Annotated in this window: 11 protein-coding genes and 1 tRNA gene; 8 read left to right on the top strand and 4 right to left on the bottom strand. The window is 44.0% G+C overall.

The features are described 5' to 3' along the window. The first annotated feature begins 134 nt into the window (after positions 1–134). A complete protein-coding gene (locus U9O96_05765; GenBank protein ID MEA2054605.1) occupies positions 135–2,198 on the top strand; it encodes a PAS domain S-box protein in 2,064 nt (687 codons plus the stop codon). On the opposite strand, the gene U9O96_05760 is transcribed toward U9O96_05765, so the two are convergent. After that, the gene (locus U9O96_05760) at positions 2,173–3,489 is read right to left on the bottom strand and encodes a tRNA(Ile)(2)-agmatinylcytidine synthase (GenBank protein MEA2054604.1); all 1,317 of its coding nucleotides are present in this window, start codon (positions 3,487–3,489) and stop codon (positions 2,173–2,175) included. The genes U9O96_05765 and U9O96_05760 overlap by 26 nt on opposite strands. Positions 3,490–3,524: 35 nt before the next feature. On the opposite strand from U9O96_05760, the gene U9O96_05755 reads away from it, so the two are divergent. After that, positions 3,525–4,433 carry a transcriptional regulator gene (locus U9O96_05755; protein ID MEA2054603.1) on the top strand — a complete coding sequence of 303 codons (909 nt, stop codon included), beginning with the start codon at positions 3,525–3,527 and terminating at the stop codon, positions 4,431–4,433. 2 nt (positions 4,434–4,435) lie between these two features. Beyond that, entirely contained in the window at positions 4,436–5,101 is a 666-nt protein-coding gene (thyX, locus tag U9O96_05750) for an FAD-dependent thymidylate synthase (protein MEA2054602.1), read from the top strand. 42 nt (positions 5,102–5,143) lie between these two features. Here thyX and U9O96_05745 read toward each other — a convergent pair whose 3' ends face one another. Continuing rightward, on the bottom strand, positions 5,144–5,311 hold the full coding sequence (locus U9O96_05745) for a hypothetical protein (GenBank protein MEA2054601.1): 168 nt from the start codon (positions 5,309–5,311) through the stop codon (positions 5,144–5,146). A gap of 250 nt (positions 5,312–5,561) precedes the next feature. Here U9O96_05745 and U9O96_05740 point away from each other — a divergent pair, with 250 nt between their 5' ends. The 5 genes from U9O96_05740 to U9O96_05720 all read left to right on the top strand — a co-directional run bounded on the left by U9O96_05740 (position 5,562) and on the right by U9O96_05720 (position 10,514). Continuing rightward, positions 5,562–6,260: a hypothetical protein gene (locus U9O96_05740; GenBank protein MEA2054600.1), complete on the top strand. Its 699-nt coding sequence runs from the start codon at positions 5,562–5,564 to the stop codon at positions 6,258–6,260. Positions 6,261–6,362: 102 nt separating this feature from the next. Then, positions 6,363–7,946 (top strand): hypothetical protein, encoded by a 1,584-nt coding sequence (locus U9O96_05735; protein ID MEA2054599.1) that lies wholly within the window; start codon positions 6,363–6,365, stop codon positions 7,944–7,946. A 24-nt stretch (positions 7,947–7,970) separates the two neighbouring features. Then, positions 7,971–8,945 (top strand): RNA-guided pseudouridylation complex pseudouridine synthase subunit Cbf5, encoded by a 975-nt coding sequence (locus U9O96_05730; GenBank protein MEA2054598.1) that lies wholly within the window; start codon positions 7,971–7,973, stop codon positions 8,943–8,945. Positions 8,946–8,950: 5 nt separating this feature from the next. After that, positions 8,951–9,081 (top strand) — tRNA-Ser (locus tag U9O96_05725). Between the two features lie 299 nt (positions 9,082–9,380). Then, positions 9,381–10,514, top strand: coding sequence for a hypothetical protein (locus tag U9O96_05720; protein ID MEA2054597.1), 1,134 nt, complete (start codon positions 9,381–9,383; stop codon positions 10,512–10,514). 2 nt (positions 10,515–10,516) lie between these two features. Here the strand turns inward: U9O96_05720 and U9O96_05715 are convergent, their stop codons facing one another. Together U9O96_05715 and U9O96_05710 are read right to left on the bottom strand one after the other, a co-directional pair. Continuing rightward, positions 10,517–10,675: a hypothetical protein gene (locus tag U9O96_05715; protein MEA2054596.1), complete on the bottom strand. Its 159-nt coding sequence runs from the start codon at positions 10,673–10,675 to the stop codon at positions 10,517–10,519. 49 nt (positions 10,676–10,724) lie between these two features. Continuing rightward, complete coding sequence (locus tag U9O96_05710; protein MEA2054595.1) at positions 10,725–17,465, bottom strand: Ig-like domain-containing protein; 6,741 nt, start codon at positions 17,463–17,465, stop codon at positions 10,725–10,727. Between the last annotated feature and the right edge of the window lie 4 nt (positions 17,466–17,469).

Below are 17,469 nucleotides of genomic sequence, written 5' to 3'. Positions count from 1 at the left end.
GCTATCATATTGATAATGTAATTCCTATATATAAAACAATCGATTTTTTTTCACTTCGTTCTCTCTGTATACCATTTTTTCAAGAAAAAATATAAAATTTCTTATAGAACCTGGGTTATTTATGAACATTAACAATGAAAGAACTGTATTTACTTCCGTCGCTTATTGCTTCTTTATTCCTCATTTCTATTGCAATTTATCTTTTATTCAAAAAACCGAGAAAGAGGTATATTTTTCCTCTTGTATTACTGTGCTTAGTGGATTCCCTCTGGAATATTGGGGTTGTATTAACAAATGTAACCGATGGCGGGATCGTATGGGCGGAATTGACAGCGGTGGGATTGATATTTTTACCTGCAGCCATTTTTCATTTTACCGTCGAATACACCAAATTTTTTAAAGATAGATACTATCTTCTTGCATACGCACCTGCTTGTCTACTAACTATTTTGCTTCCCTTAGGGTATTACGTCACAGGCGTTGAATACAAAAGTTATGGATTCGAGGCGATGTATAGCCCTCTCCTCTTTTCTATAAATTCTTGCTTCGGTCTTTCCCTTACACTATTTTCTGTATTTATGCTACTTAAATATTATAGGGCGAGCGTGGGAATTAAAAAACAACAGATTCTTTATATTCTTTTTGCAATTCCAGCAAACTCTCTTCTTTCTTTTATAAGCTATGAAATTATGGTAGAGATCCTTCATATCGCTCAATTTCCCGTTGGTGCAATACTGGATTTGATCATGATAAGCTTGATAGTCTATGCTATTTTACGTTTCAAGTTACCAGTTGAAACTGCTGCAGAGATAGATTTTCGAATATTATCAGAAACTGCCAGTGAGGGCATATGTATCGTCGATTCTTCGGGCAGCATAGACTATGCAAACTCTCATTTTTCTGACTTGGTGGATACGCCAAATAAAAAAATAATAGGCAAACAATTTCAAAATTTTATTTCCGAAAAATTTTCTGGTGATACTAAAAGAGTTATCAACAGGACAATGAAAGGAGAAAAAACCACCAATTTTGAAATTGAACTGATGCAGGGAGATGGAACACTGAATGTGGAAATAAACACCTCGCCCATTGTATGGAATGACAAGATTATCGGTGGCTTTGTTACGCTCAGGAATGTAACAGAACGAAAAAAAACTGAGAGAGAGTTAAAGGAACAAAAAACGTATTTTCAGGCATTATTTGAAGGATCCCCGGAGGCGATTGTATCACTGGATGGAAAACATCGTGTCATTGATGTGAACCCATCATTCGTAAAATTATTTGGTTACAAACTTGATGAAATGAAAGGAAAAAATATAGATGATTTCATTCTTTCTGACGAAAAAGAAAAAGAAGGAAGGGCCATAACAAAAAAAGTTCTCGGCGGAGAAACCGTGATGATAGAATCTCTCAGGAAGAGAAAGGATGGTTCTCTGGTTCCAGTTTCCATAATTGCTGCCCCTATCTTTATAGATGACCACCAGGTAGGAATTTTTGGCATATACAGGGATGTCACTGAAAAGAAGGAGGCTGAGGAGGAAAAGGAGTTTTACAATTCGCTTCTAAGGCACGATGTTGCCAATAGAAATATGGTGGTACAGGGAAATCTTGAGATTTTAGATAGCATATCCTTGAATCCGGAACAAAAAAGTCTGGTATCCAATGCATTAAATGCAGCGGTGGCAAGTACCGACCTTATCAAAAAAATAAGGGAGCTGCGTGCGGCGGAAGGGGAGAGCAATATTTTCCCTGTGATAGCTGATGAAAGTTTATCGAGGGCGATAAAAGTGAATTTACAGCAGGCAGAAGGTTTTGCCGTCGAGATAAATTATGGGGAATGTGATGCCGTGGTAAAGGCAGGCTCCCTAGTAGATAATATATTTTCAAATATTATACAAAATGCAATTGTACATGCACAGTGCAAAAAAATTTCTATATGTTGCAACGAAGAAAAAATCAATGGTAAAAAATTCTGTAAGGTATCTGTAAAGGATGATGGTAAGGGCATCCCCGATGATCTAAAAAAAGAAGTATTCAAGCCGGGGATAAAAAGAAGGGGTAGCCCTGGGAGCGGCCTGGGGCTGTATCTGGTAAGAAAATTAGTTGAAAAATACGGTGGATGGATAGAGATAGAAGATAGAATGGAAAACGGAGAAAAAAGAGGCACGATATTTAATATTTATCTGGAATTGATATAAACCTTTTCAACGGCTTTGATAGATGCCTTCTTGCAACAACGGGTACTTCATAAAATCCTGGTTTTATCCATCTCTCCGCTTTTTTAAAAATAGCATCTTTTTCTTCCACCCTCTCGCCGCATTTGGTACAACGGTATCCTTTTCCCTTGCCGATAGATTTCATGTGCTTGCCGCACTTTTGACAGATGGGATTTTCTTTTTTTTCACGGATTTCCGCAAGTTCATGGATTTTAATCTTTTCAACATTGAGGGTTATCGGTTTCTTTCTTACGCCCCCGTATACAGTTATCCGGTCTCCAATGCGGAGTTGACGCACTGTTTCCCTGAAATTCTTGGTGGGCTCGTAGGCAGCACATTCCATCTCATCGCCGTCGCAGATGGAAAAAATAACATGTCCTCCTTTTATCGTTCTGGGTTCTCTGCAGACTTTCCCTGTTATAATCGCTGACTCATAAGGGATTACATCGCCTATCCTTTTTTTCTGTAAATGCTCATCCGTACCCTGATTTGTCTCGAACAGCAGCCATCTTTTTATTTCTCCTGATATAACCGTGTTCATGGCTCCCACGAGTTTATCTTCATTGTCGCCTCTTATCCCGTACATGATAGGGCATGGTGAATTCGGTGTTATCTGGATGTGGCTGTTCTCGTAATCATAGTTATCGAATGTTATCTTGAATTTCTCGTCCATTTCTTTGACAGAGTATTCATCAACCCATCTTTTCCCCCCGTTTCTGTAAGTTATGAGTTCGTACGTTTTGTCATATGGGTGCCATGCTATTGCTGCGGTTGCCCCTATGACTCCTCTCCCGTTTTTATAAGGGATATATGAGGCGTTCATTTTTTCCAGGATATTTTTTGCTTCATCTATGGATACTACACTTTTCACAGCCTTTTTGTATATCCAGTACGGCGGCTTTTTTTCGGAAATCACAAGACCGGGGTTTGTCTGTTCGCTTTCAATCATCGCCCTTTTTCTCACTATTTTGTCCACTCCTTCTGTTATCCCTTTTATATCCTCATCTGTCCCATCTGAAATTTTTTTGGCGTAACAATATCTATCCCCATTCACATATCCGATTCTCTTTCTTTTTCCCTTGCCCTTTCCAAATTGAATCGCAATCGCCCCGTTGCCCCTGGTTTTCCATGGAATGTTGGGATTCAGCCTTACAAGCCGGGGCATGCCTATTATGTCCATTCCATGTTTGTTTATCTCCATTATTATGTCTCCTGCCAGATGGGTTGTGCACATGCCTTTTCTGGAGTCGGTATCATCTATTCCAAGCCACACAAATTTTTTATATATGCAAGTAGTATTTTAGTTTGATGAAAAAAGAATTGCTGGCAAATACAATGGGCCTGTTAGCACGGGCTGGATTTTATGTATCAGAGATATGCACTATCCGGCCGTCAAGCTTTGACTTCGTTGCAAGAAGGGATAACACCCTTCTCATGGTGAAGGTACTTAACAACATAGATGCCCTCAGTGAGGATGTTGCGAAGGAACTTCTGCTTCTCGCAAAGTATCTTGATGGAATTCCGGTTCTCATAGGCAACAGGACAAGTTCCGGCCCGCTTGAAGATGAAACGTTATATTGTCGTTATAAAGTCCCCATAATGACATATGAAACCCTGAATGACTGCCTTCAGGGGGTGATGCCCATCATATGTGCGGCCCCAGGAGGATTATATGCGAACATGGACGGCAGTAAAATAAAGGAATTGAGGGAGAAAAAGAGCATCTCCCTCGGGCAGCTTGCATGGGCGGCAGGTGTATCAAGAAGAACGATAAGGATGTATGAGATGGGAGAGAGAGCGACAATCGAAGTGGCAGAAAAAATAGGTGCATTTCTTGGAGAAGAGATTTTGAAGCCCATCGATTTGATGGAATTTATAAGCAATTATGAACTAGAGATAGAGAGAAATATTAACGATGACATGCTGTCAATGATAAAATCCATGGGAATCTCAATCCTTCCTACGTCAAGGTCCCCGTTTAATGCAATATCCGAGCTTGTGGATGAATTGCTTTTAGTAAGCGTAAATGATAGAAGAATTATTGAAAGGGCGCACATCATATCAAATGTTTCTAAAGTGGTCGAGAAGCATTCTGTTTTCTTTATCGAGTATTCATCGAAAAAAAATATCGAAGGCATACCGGTAATAGAAAAAAAAGAACTTTACAGAATAGATGAACCGGTTGGGCTGCTCGATCTTATCAGGGAGAGGGAATAACTTTGAAAGTCGAGCTGCTGGCATGCACACCTGAAAGCGAGATGCTGTCCGCCATGGCTGCAAAACTCACCCATTCCGCGAGCAGTATGGAAGAATTGAAGAAAAGTGATGAAAAGGAACTCAGAAGCATTTTGAGGCATGTAATAAAAATTGGACATGAGAGCGTTATTGAACATGCCTACTTTACGTTTGCAATATCGGGGGTTTCCCGTGCCTTAACACACCAGCTTGTGAGGCACCGCATCGCATCTTACTCCCAGCAGTCGCAGCGTTATGTGGAAAACGAGATGGAATATATTGTGCCTCCTTCCATTAAAACGGCTGGAATGGAGCAGAAGTATAAAGATGCCGTAAAGAAAATATGGGATATGTATGATGAGCTTAAAGAAAAAGTGCCTGTGGAGGATGCACGCTACATTCTTCCAAATGCGGCGTGCACAAAAATAATGGTGTCAATGAACGCCCGCTCTTTGCTGAATTTTTTTGAACTGCGATGTTGTCTGCACGCCCAGTGGGAGATTCGCATGCTCGCATGGAAAATGCTTAAGATGGTTAAAGGTGTGTGCCCTGTCATATTCGAAAATGCTGGCCCTCCATGCAAAACGAAACATATATGTCCGATGAACAAAAAGGAGTGCAGGTGGTATCCGAAAGAGCAGCATAAATAATTCTTGTAATGTCACATATTTGGGACAGAAACACCATCTTTTTTACTTCAGCATCCTTTTGTTATTCATCATTTCCATTACTTTTTCCCTCAAACCGTCTTTACAGACCTCAGCCACGCTTTTATATCCAAATTCAGGATTTTCCCTTATAATTCCTTTTACCAGATCATGCAATTCTGTTGGCAATGAAACGGTTGTATATCCTTCCATGTTTTTTATTATACAGAATTGATATATAAAATGTTGTGCTAACGCAACAATTTTGTCCTCACAAGACAATAAAATTAAACAAGAGGGGGACAAAAAGCTAATTTAATATATATATATATCATAAAATTGTTATTAGTAACATTTAAATATAGAGTTTGTATTGTATTATTGTAAAAACGGAGCAGGGCGGGGGCATTTGCCCAAAAGCTGAAAAGGAACCTAACCCTGCAGGTCAAAAATGGAGGACAAAATGAAAAAAATAACAATAGCATTACTGATAGCAGGGCTATTTGTTTTGCCAGTTTCGATAATACCGTCAACAAATGCAGCTACTGAAATAAAGATAAGAGGAGATGTTATCTATGGTGAAATGTACTACCCAATACAAGGTATCCCAGAATGGCATCATGCATGTTTCTACAGGGGCCAAAGTTATTCAAAGGAGATTATTCAATCAGATCCACACTGGGAAAATTGGACACCAGCAGAAAAACTTTGGTTTTTGTGGGCGAGAGCAACTGGTAGTGGCTACTATTTCTGGAAGGTCCACAACTCAATCTGGGATCGTGGAGTTGGGGGAGTAGAATACGAAACTTTGAGTTACATACACAATACTTATGCCGATGTAGCTTATGGTCGGGTAAGTGTTCAGTATGATTGGCAGAGGGATCTTGCTGTCAGTTTTGCGGAAGATAAAGAAGACGACTACTATAATGGATATAGAGGAAGACCATTCGACATTGTCTCCTATTGGGTTTATAATAATAAACAGATAGGAAAAGATGTGAGTCCGAACAATCACAACCCTGCGTATGGATACTATTGTGCTGAACTTGTATGGGCAGGTTACAAGGATCGAGGTATAGAGCTTGATTCAGATGGTGGACGTGTCACACCAAAAAATATCTATGATAATACTTGGAACTACTATGACAATGTTAATTGGTGATCGGTGACAAGTGTTATGCGTTCTTTCCTTTCCCTCTTTTATTTTGATCTCGTTCCTAGCAGAAAAAAATAAATAAAGAAAAGTAATAAGATGAGTGAAAAGATGAAAAAAATAGTTATTATCGTTACCGTAATTATCGCCGTAGTTGTTATTCTTTTACTTTCAACTGGCCTGTCCCAAGATCTACATGATGTGAAAGAAAGAAAAAGCAATGATGGAGAGTGGAATAAAAAATTAGGGGACAGCAATCACGATGAATCAGCAATGGATATCATACAAACAGATGATGGAGGATATATAATAGCAGGAGTTATAATGTCTCACGGAGTTTGGAAAGGGGATGTTTGGCTAACCAAAATAGATAAGGAAGGAAATGAAATATGGAGCAAAACATTTGGAGGAAGAGAAGATGATGCTGGATCTTCTGTTATACAAGCGGATGATGGATATGTAATGGCCGGATATGCTCATTCCTACGGGAAAGGAGAAGCAGACTACTGGCTTATAAAGACAGATAGGAGTGGAAATGAAGAATGGAATAGGACGTATGGTGGAAAATATGATGATTTTGGAATGAAGGTTATTAAAACAAAGGATAGGGGATATGCTATCGTTGGAACCACGCACTCATTTAATTTTCCTGACGATGACATTTGGATAATAAAGACTGATAAAGAAGGGAATATGCTTTGGAATAAAACATTTGGAGGAAACAAAACAGAGTTTGGAGATGACATAATAGAAATAGAGGATGGGTATTTAATTTCAGGAATAACTTATTCCTATACAACTTACGGAGGGTGGGATATATGGCTTGTTAAGGCGGATAGACAAGGAAATGAAATATGGAGCAAAACGTACGGATGGTGGGATTTTGAAATGAATGCCCATATAATTGAAGTAGAAGAAGGTTACATAATTGCTGGAACTACAATATCTACTCCTACCGGATGGGGAGATGCATATCTTATACAAATTGATAGACAAGGAAATGAAGTATGGAGCAAAACTTATGGAGGATGGGATAGTGATCATGTATCTAGTATCAAAAAAACAGATGATGGATATATCTTAGCAGGAGCTACCGAAACATATGACGTTGGTAATCTTTTTGATGCTTGGCTTTTGAAGGTAGATAACAATGGAAACGAGGTATGGAATAAAAGTTTTGGAGGAAGAGATAGAGAGGTTGCAAACGCCGTTATACCGACAAAAGATGGAAGCTATATTATTGCAGGGGGAACTGGTCAATATCCTAGAGATGCAAATGCAATGGTTATAAAATGTGCGGATTATTCTCCACCCAAAATAAACATTGTAAGGCCAGAGGAGAATTATCTTTATCTTTTTGATAGGGAGTTAATGCCGGCAAAAAGAACGTTAATTTTAGGGAGCATAACTGTAATTGCGGAAGTTAATGATCCTATGGAAAAGGTGGATAGAGTCGAATTTTACTTGTGTCATATAGGACATAAATATGAACTTCAGCCAAGAGCAGTTGTTTATTCCCCGCCGTATGAATGGAAATGGAATGAAAGAGTTGCAAGATTGTATGAATACGAAATAACCGCAGGAGTATATTATGGAAATGCAGGAGGTGTTGCAGCAGATAGGATAGAAGTTTATATATTCAATTTATTTCCTATTTCTTCTCCTTCTGTACAAGCCCATGCAAAGAATTTATAATGCCGTTCTCATTTGTCTGGGGAGATGCTTATTGAAAAACGAAGGAGATTGATAAAGGCGGAGGCCGAGACAAACCCGAATTACGGAAAAGAACCTTCCAAAAGAAGCGTTGAAGAATTAATTGATAATGGTGTTACCGTTGTTGATAAACCGGCGGGTCCAACATCCCATCAGGTGAGCGCGTGGGTCAGGGACATTTTTGGCATAAATAAGACGGGGCATGGAGGGACGCTCGATCCCAATGTCACGGGCATTTTGCCAGTCGCTCTCTCAAATGCTACAAAAGCCATCGGCTTGATGCATTCAGTAGGCAAGGAATATGTATGCGTTATGCGTCTTCACGGTGATGAAAGCGAGGAGAGCATAATGCAGGTGTGCAGCCAGTTTATCGGAAAGATAAGGCAAACACCGCCAAAAGAGGCCGCTGTGAAAAGAGAGGAAAGGGAGAGGGAGATTTACTATCTTGATATTCTGGAGATAAATGGAAGGGATGTTTTGTTCAGGGTAGGATGCGAGGGCGGGACATATATACGGGTTCTGTGTGGGGATATAGGGAAAAAACTGGGGTGCGATGCCCATATGCACGAGTTAAGGAGAACGAGAAGCGGTGTTTTCGAGGAAAGCGAAGCCCATACACTTCACGATGTGCTTGATTCATACATATTCTGGAAGGAAGACGGAGACGAGGAAATAAAAAAAATTATAAGGCACATGGAGGATTTACTTATCCACCTTCCCTGCATTGTGATAAGGGATTCCGCTGTCGATGCTATCTGTCATGGGGCATATCTGACCCTGCCGGGGGTGCTGCAGATTGATACAGGAATAAAAAAGGAAAGTGTGGTTGCCTTAAAAACTTTAAAGGGCGAAGGGGTAGCAATAGGAACGTCTCTCATGTCGACGAGGGACATTATGGATAAAGACAAAGGCATTGTAGTTGATGTCAATCGCGTACTGATGAGGAAAGGAACATACCCGCCCATGTGGAAAAAGACATAACAAATGCTGAGGTAGCCCAGCTCGGAAAGGCGCAGGCCTGGAAAGCCTGTGGGGCTTTGCCCCTCGAGGGTTCAAACTGCAACTTACTGAAGCAAACACCTGCTCGATAAGTTGCTTGAAAATCCCTCCCTCAGCGTTCTTATATTCCACAGTTGAAAAAAACGCAAAAGATTTCAATTTCCTCATAAAATCGCAAGAAAAAAATATATGAGTACGAGCACGTTTACAGTTACCTGCTTTGACTTACGAAACGGGCTAGTGGTCTAGGGGTTATTAAAAATCGAGAACTCCGGATAAAAGCGACAATATTTTCGACGGACTTTTTTTCCCTCTTTTTTTCTTTTTTTAATACGCTAGGTGAGTTTGAGAGTCTGAATGTTACCTCCTTGAGATATGGCAACAGTGTAAGCCATTTGATTTCAAGGAGGTGGTTTTTTGCTCAACATTTTTCCGGTTGAGACATTGGATCATTCGAATAAAACGCCGTTTTCTGAATTTTCTCGTAAGGCATTTGAGGAGAAGGTTTTGCCGAATGTTGATGACAAATATTTATTCAGTTTGTATCAGCGATGGCATAAAGAACAATATGGTGTGTCCCCGGCTGATCCACCGGATGCATACCCTAACGAAGTATTCGGCATGGTCAAAAAGGATCAGCGGCAGCTGCGGAATGAGGCTCTATTGGATTTTGTAGAATATCGGTTTGATATTTACATGGATTGGACGCGTGATAAGAATAGGTATATTTATTGTCGTGATGGGGATGGTAACGACGGTGCTATTCGCCTTTCAAATCGGTTTAGTTATGATTATTGCGAGAAGGTTGAGAAGCGGATGCGTCATTTGATGGATGATTTCAGGGATGCTATGACGGTGATGTGTACGTTGACGATTGATCCTGCGAGGTTTGAGTATGATAAAACCTCGATGTGGGAGAACATCAAGCCTGAGTTGAACCGGTTTTTGACGAATGTTCGTAATCATTTCAAGCGTAAGGGTCAGGATATGCCGCCGTATTTGGCGACGATCGAGGCTCAGAGCGGCGAGGCTAATCATTGCTTGGATTGTAGCAAACGGTTTTCTAAGAAGCTGTCGAGCTGTCCGAAGTGTGGCAGTAAAAATTTTGAGTTGCGGGTGAACATGGCTTCGCGTGGTAACCCGCATATTCATATCTTGTTTTTTAACGCGGCACGTCTGATGGATTGGCGGCAGGCCCGGCATTATTGGAAGTTGGGCGGCGTTTATCTGAATAAGACGCCGGATGGTTATGATGTGCGGTATCCGGTGAATTATGTTTTGGAGTATGTGTTGAAGACGTATACTGATCCTGATGTTTCGTTTAGCCCGTTGACGCAGGCGTTATCATGGTTTTTCGGTGTTCGCTCGTATTCGTGTAGCCATGGGCTTGTCCCTCCGTTGAATTCGCCTGAGCCGTCTGGATGGATCGCTCTTGCCTTTGTCATGTTTCCCAGCAGTAAGCCAGATGGCAATCCCACCCGCTATGCTGATTATGCCGATGCTATCCGTGATTACGTTGATAATATTATGCTTAGCAAACCACCAACTTGACATCAACTCATCGGTTCATGGGCTTTCCAGGGGAGATGACCCGAAGGGTCGGGATAGTCTAAACTATCCCTGTGGTCTCCCCACACACTCCCAATTTTTTCTATGAACTTGGGCTCTTCTGTTGAAAGAAGCGACCCGCCCAGCGAGAGTACCACGCGCATACTGGTTAAATGTCTCGCCCGTTAAAGACTTTTCGAGAGCACTTATTCCTTATAATTCTTTTTTTCTTAACCACAGCACAGCAGCAAGAGCAGCAAGGAAAACAATGAGCTCAAATCCCGGGATACCTCCTTCTCCTTCTTCATTATTTACTTTCACCATCACTGAATCAATAGATGAATAATCTTCTCCATCATAGCTACGCGTTTGTAGGATATAGTCACCGTTATCGACAGTGGTCGTGTCCCAGCTGTGGTTCCATGATGTTATTCCATTTGTAACAGTCCAGTTTCCATCTCCGATCTTTATCTCAACTTTTTGTATGGTTTCATCACCATCTGCATCACTGGTTGTCCCGTGTATGGTTATCGTTTTCTTTACTTCAGTACCATCCAGCGGGAAGACTATGTCCACCATCGGCTTGTGGTTGTTGAACACGTTTACTGTTACAGATGCAACATTGGAGTAATCCTCGCCGTCATAGCTTCTCGCTTTTATTGTATGATTTCCATTCTCAGCACCTATAGTATTCCAAGCGTAAGTCCATGAAGTTGTCCCTGTAGCTTCCTCCCATGAATCATCATTTATCTTTACCTCAACTTTCTGAACTGTTCCATCGCTGTCATCCGCTGTCCCCTGAACGTTTACGGTTCCTGAAATGGTAGTGCCTTCAGATGGAGAAGTGATATTTACCGTCGGAGGTTCATTTATTTCCACAAAATTAGCAGTTATGCTTTTATCGCTGTCCATCGTGATTTGGACAGATGTGCCCGTTCCGCTTGCATCTCCGTTCCAGTTGTCGAATGTATAGCCAGAATTGGCATTGGCTATTGCAGTAACAACCGTCCCTGCATCGTATGTACCGCCAGATGGATTGAGAGATATTGAGCCGCCTCCAGATGGAGAAACCGATGTGGAGAGTGTGTACTGTGGAGGAGTCCGGGTGGTAAAATGCCATAGTCCGCTGATGTTTTTCGCTCCATGCTCATCCCATGCCGCAATGCGCCAGTAATAGGCGGTTGAATACTGCAGCGTTGGATCATATGTCGTCGCTGTTTGATTGGATGAAACTTTTGGTGGTGTTTCGGTTGTACCAAAGTAGACGTCATAGGTCAGTGAATCTCCATCTGAGTCTGAACATTGCCATGATAAATCAGCAGTTACAGCCGCATCTGTTGTACCATCAGCTGGAGATGGGTTGTCTGGTAGGGTGGGAGGATTGTTTGGTAGAATGGTAAACGTTGCAACGGGAGAAGTGTTAACATTGCCGCTTAAATCAGCAGCATATATATGGTAGGAATATTCTCCTGTCATGGTAAATGTGGCATTGTAATAGTACGAGTTTCCTTCCTTGCTCATCTCAAATGAGTGATTTGATGCATCAGGATAGGTGAGATTGACGTAAACATGCTTAATTTCTATATTGTCTGTAACAACGCACGAGACATTGGTATTACCTCCTTCTATCTGACTCTGTGGAGAAGCGATAACATCTGTTATCTCCGGTCTGTCATCGTCCGTAATCGCCACCGTCTTCTCACCAGTGTTATTCCAGTTGCCAGCATCATCAACAGCGGAAATGATATAGTGCAGGGGCTGCAGTGTATGTGCAATGCTTATCTCTTCTTGCCCCACATTCCCTATGTGTTCCATGCTGACATTGATGTGGCTACCAGTGCCGTACCAGTATTCGACATATGAAGAGTTGATATCATTGCTATCAGTTATGCTGGCATTGAAAACGAGTGAATCGCCGGTGGTCGCTGTCTCTGGAGTATAGTCTGTGAGTTCTGGGGGCGTTGTATCAATAGATATCTGGATGGTCTGTTCGTCCTCGGTGTTCCCCAGACGGTCCACGGCATGATAGCTCAGGTTGTATACACCATCCTCAGTAAACTCAAGCTCTAGGGTACTGTTATTGTGTTCCTGCATGCCGCCTCTCTGGTAGTATATGGTTTCAGTGCCGCAGCCACCATCGCTGGCGTTCAGCCATACGGTGACCGTGCTACGATACCATCCGTGTGAACCTTCTAGACCAGTCATTTCTCTAGCAGTGTCCGGAGGAGTATTGTCCACATACACTGTCCATGTCTCATGTCCTTCCTCGTTTCCCACCTTGTCTACAGCCCAGTAGGTGATCGTATGGCACCCGTCTGTGGCGTTGAGAAGAGTGAAAGTAGTAGCGCTACCGGTCACTTCCTGGATACTTCCATTATGGAGCTGATAATATACTGCTTCTATTCCAGTTCCCCCCCGGCATCCTGAGTCGGTGGCATTTATGTAGATAGGGGTGGCAGTGGTAACATAGAGCGTGCTGTTGTTCTGGTGGCTGGGCTGGCCATTTTCTATCGTCGATATCGGTGGAGTGTGGTCCACGGCATAGGTGGTGTTGTGGTAGCCAACTGAAGGCTGGCGGTTGCCCAGCGGGTCCTCTATCCAGTAACCCAGGGTGTGGTTGCAGGATTGGTTGATAGAGAGCGTGACGTTAATAGCGGACTGGCCGTGGTCGTACACGCCAGTGTCGTTCCATATCCGCCAGTAGATAGTGAAGGAGGCAGTGCCTACATCACTAGCGTTAAGGAAAAATGTCGTGGTGGAGGAAATGAAGTCTCCATAGGTGGGGCCAACACGTTCCATAGTTACCGTGGGCGGCGTCTCATCCACTTGCAACGTTTGATTATGTGTCTCTTCGGTGTTACTGGAGTTATCAACGCTGTAATATTCAACATAATGAACGCCTTCGCCGCTAATGGTGAATGAGCCCGTATAATTGAGCCAGCCAGTCCAGCTTCCATTCCATATGCGGTAGTAGGTAGTATTGACGCCTGCCAAGTCATCGGTGGCGTTGAGATATACCGGCGTGGTGGAGGTAACGATGTTCCCGTAGCTGGGGCTGCCCGTCTGCATGGTTGTTGCAGGTGGTGTTTCATCAATGAAGATGAGCTCGATGGTGTCGGACATAATTGGTGAGGTGAGATCCGCTTCGTCCTTCACCTGTCCGTAGACGGTTTTCATACCATAACCGGTGGCTAACGTCCACACCGCATACTGGGAGTAAGGCATCCAGTCAGTCCAACTGCTGTTGTCGTTGGAGAGACGGTAGAATGAGAGGAGATTATCTGCGTCTATTTGGAATGAGATGTTGCAGGTGCGGGCGGAGGTGTTGGTGTCTCCTTCATTTATGGTGAGATTTCCAGAGGGAGGACGGGTGGAATAGACAGCAACAGACCGGAACGCTTGGTTGTTATGTTCATTAACTTCGTCAATACTGTCGTTTCTGTCCACGAGCACATATATCTTGTGATACCCCTGCTGGGATGTCCAAGTTGCATTGATAGTTTTATTGCCATAGGACGCTATGGATGAAATTACCGTTTGGGAGCCAATAGGTATACCGCCTTTCTCTGGATCGTTATCAAAAAACTGTACGGTGACATTGTCTACATTATCTTTGCCCAGGTTTCTGACAGTGGCATTGATGGCAACCTCCTCACCCTCATTGGGCGTGGTATTAGAGATTGCGATATCATTGACATATACTGCCGGGTCCACTCCTTGCCACACGCCGGTGGACAGTGATTTAACGATGCTGTCTGCACGGCTCTGGTTGAGAGCCACCACAGGCATATCCACATAGCTGAGATGGAATATGAGCGTTTTGTTGGCAGAGACAATGTAGTTTCCCTGGGGTAAACCCATTACCTGCATCCCTATATCGACGGTTGTATGGCTGTAGTTAGTATAGGTGGGGTCCACCTCGAAGAGGTACGTGCCCTGTGGGACGGTGTCATTTAGAAAAGCCACAGGGTGCCCCTCCACCGAAATTTGGACGCTATGGGGAGGATAGATTTCGGCTGGTTGTTGTAAGGCAAAATCCATCTCTAAGTATACGTCCATGACGTTGAAATAGCCCCGGGGGAGCCGGCGCATTTCCAGCCAGTCGTTACCGTCCCGGTAGTAGAGCAGGTCATCGCCGGTTCTGTTGTCGTGCCAGAGAACCCGAAGTGTGTTGTTCCTTCCCGACATGATGACCGGATATTCGGAATAATAGATATCCTGGGACAGCCTGAATTCCGTTTCCCAGGTGCTTCCCCCGTCAATGCTGTAGCGGTAATATATTTCGCTTTCGCCGTGTCTGTTGTCCCGCCATACCACGTGGACTCTATCGTCTTGAGTCACGGTGATGGAGGGTTCTCCAGCATTGCTGCCAGATGGAGATACGGCTTGCCCGGAGCTCCAGGAATCGCCGCTGTCGGTACTTTGAGCGTAGAATATCTGGCCATAGCCATTCCGATAGTCCTCCCAGACCAGGTGAAGGTTATCATTGGAGTCGATGGCGAGCGACGGATATTCCGAGTTTTCAGTAGCAGTGGTCAATCGGTGCTCAGCGTTCCATGACTGGCCGCTGTCGGTGCTGTTGGCGTAATATATCTCGCTGTCCCCGTACCTGAAGTCCTCCCAGACGAGATGGATGACGCCGGTGGAATCCACGGCGAGGAAGGGGTCGTCCACTCCCGAGGAGGCAGGGGTGATACACATGGGCTGACTCCAGTTGACACCGTTATTCGTGCTGCGCGAGAAATAGACTTGGGAGTGGCCGGTTTCGTTTTCCACCCACGCAACATATAACTGGTCCGCATAGCCTGCTATCATAGGCCACCTTGAGTCTACAGGAGAGTGGGAGAGATTATGCACGATTTCGATGTCCTCCCCGGGATGCAACTGCAGGTAGTACATGTCGGTATGCTCGCCTGGTGTGGTCTGCCACACTACGTGGAATGTATTATTGACATAGAAGAATGGCGCATGGAGCAGATTGTCGGTGGCAAGATTGGGTAGATACTGAGCCACGCTGGGTCGAATGGTAGAACCCCTTACACCACAAATCGCTTGGGGTGGCTGTATTTTGAGATCTTCGGGGCCTAGGTTTCGGACTCTGCTAAACAGTTCATTTTGAAATTGCTGCAGATGTGAGTCCCCGTCGAGAGGTTCAGGTGGGTCCGGGGGCGGACTCGGGTCATCGGGGCCAGGCGGCAGCGGCAGAGGTTCGCCCCAGGATACCTTGTTGGTGCAGTAAGAACCGGTTGATGAGCCTGACGTAGAGTAGTCGGCATCGCCGAGGAACACTGTATATCCCTCCGGCACCGTAAAATTGACGGATACATTGACTGTGGTAGTATACGCCCCAGCATGGAGTGTGCCATTCAGCTCGGTGAAGCCAAGAGAGAGAACTGGTATTACCTCAAATTCCAAAGTGCTGCCATTGCCCAGCATGGTATGATGAACCAGCGGGTTGAAAGTCACTTTTCCTTCCAGGTTTGTGCCGGGCCATACCGTGAAGTCCGTGAGAGAGTCACCATAATTGTGGACGGTGAACGTCTTGGCCAGCGTATACGGGTTAGTACCTGTCTCCGTTATGGTGAAATTGACATCAACGTCGTAAATATGGATATTGGCGATAGCGTAGTCATGGCTGGTCTCGTTCGACTGGTTGGTAGCCATACTGCTCACGTTGAGGTGCAGCCGGTAATCTGGTTGAAGGACATCCTGGGCATGCATCGCCAGGGCAACAAGCCGATGTTCTCCTGCGGCCAACGCGATGATTTTGTCCTGTGAACCATTGCCAACGAAGCTAGTCATCAGGTCATCATAGGGATTTTTCAAAGTAACAAGCAACCGGTGGGGAATGGAATCATGGTTTATCATCTCGATGTACCGTGTCTGATTGTAATTCCTTTGAATGGTAAAATTGTAGATTTTCTGTGAAAAGCTGATGCCCGATTTGACGGTGAAACAACGTTCTTCCGATTGAGCGGTACCGGATATGCCAGTGCTCCGCACGTAGTAATAATAGGTGCCTGCCGACAGATTGGAGATGGTGATCACATGGTGGGTCCCGTTTGCGCCATAATATGAAGTATATGGAGCCGTAGCGTTCCGCAGGTAAACCTCGCTGGTGCTGTTATCGTTGGTGTCCCAGGTGATAATCACGGTGCCGGAGCTCAGCATGCTGCCATCAGCCGGCAAAAGATTGGAGACGAAGAGACCTATGGTGAAGTCCTGTGCGGACGACGTAGCGGTATTGCCGTTGACATCCTCCGCCCATATGTGGTATGTGTAATTTCCTTCAGCAGTGTATGTTGCGTTGTAGTAGTAGCGGTTGGTACCGGTAACATGCTTCATGGACTGGTTGATACCGACAGGACCGTTGATAACCACGCGGATGTCATCCATGGCGACGTTGTCTTCTGCCTTACAGGATATGTTGATCCACCCGCCGCTGTAGGTAGAATCAGGAGTGTTGCCCACGCCATATATCTCCGGAGGGTAGGTATCGTTCATGGTTACCATGATAAGCGGCAGCCAGTCGCCACCTTCCGCTATTTCACTCGATGAGTTGTAGGGAAGGAGCGTGTCACCGAGCTTGTCACCGTCGGTGTCAATACCAGTGTAGTCATGCCAGTAATTGCCGCCGAGGTAGGGCCCACCAACAATGTTGATGCCCGCTTGCTTGGAGATGTTCCAGATATTTTGCCCAGAATTATGGGCATTATTGGTGTTGTTGAAGTAGTTGTTATAGATGAGGTTACCGTTGCATAAAGCATCAACATTAATTCCATATTCATTGCTCCATATAGTGTTATTAAAAATGGAATTGTTGTTACTACACCAATCCAACTCTATGCCTTCATAGTTGTCATACAGGTTACAATAAGAGATGTGCACACCAGTGGCATATTCATCAAGACGAATGCCTGCATCACTATTGTTATAGGAGGTGCAATTGTTCACCAGG

Source organism: Candidatus Thermoplasmatota archaeon (assembly GCA_034660695.1).
Lineage (GTDB): Archaea > Thermoplasmatota > E2 > UBA202 > DSCA01 > JAYEJS01.
This window is presented reverse-complemented; position numbering and strand designations above follow the sequence as displayed.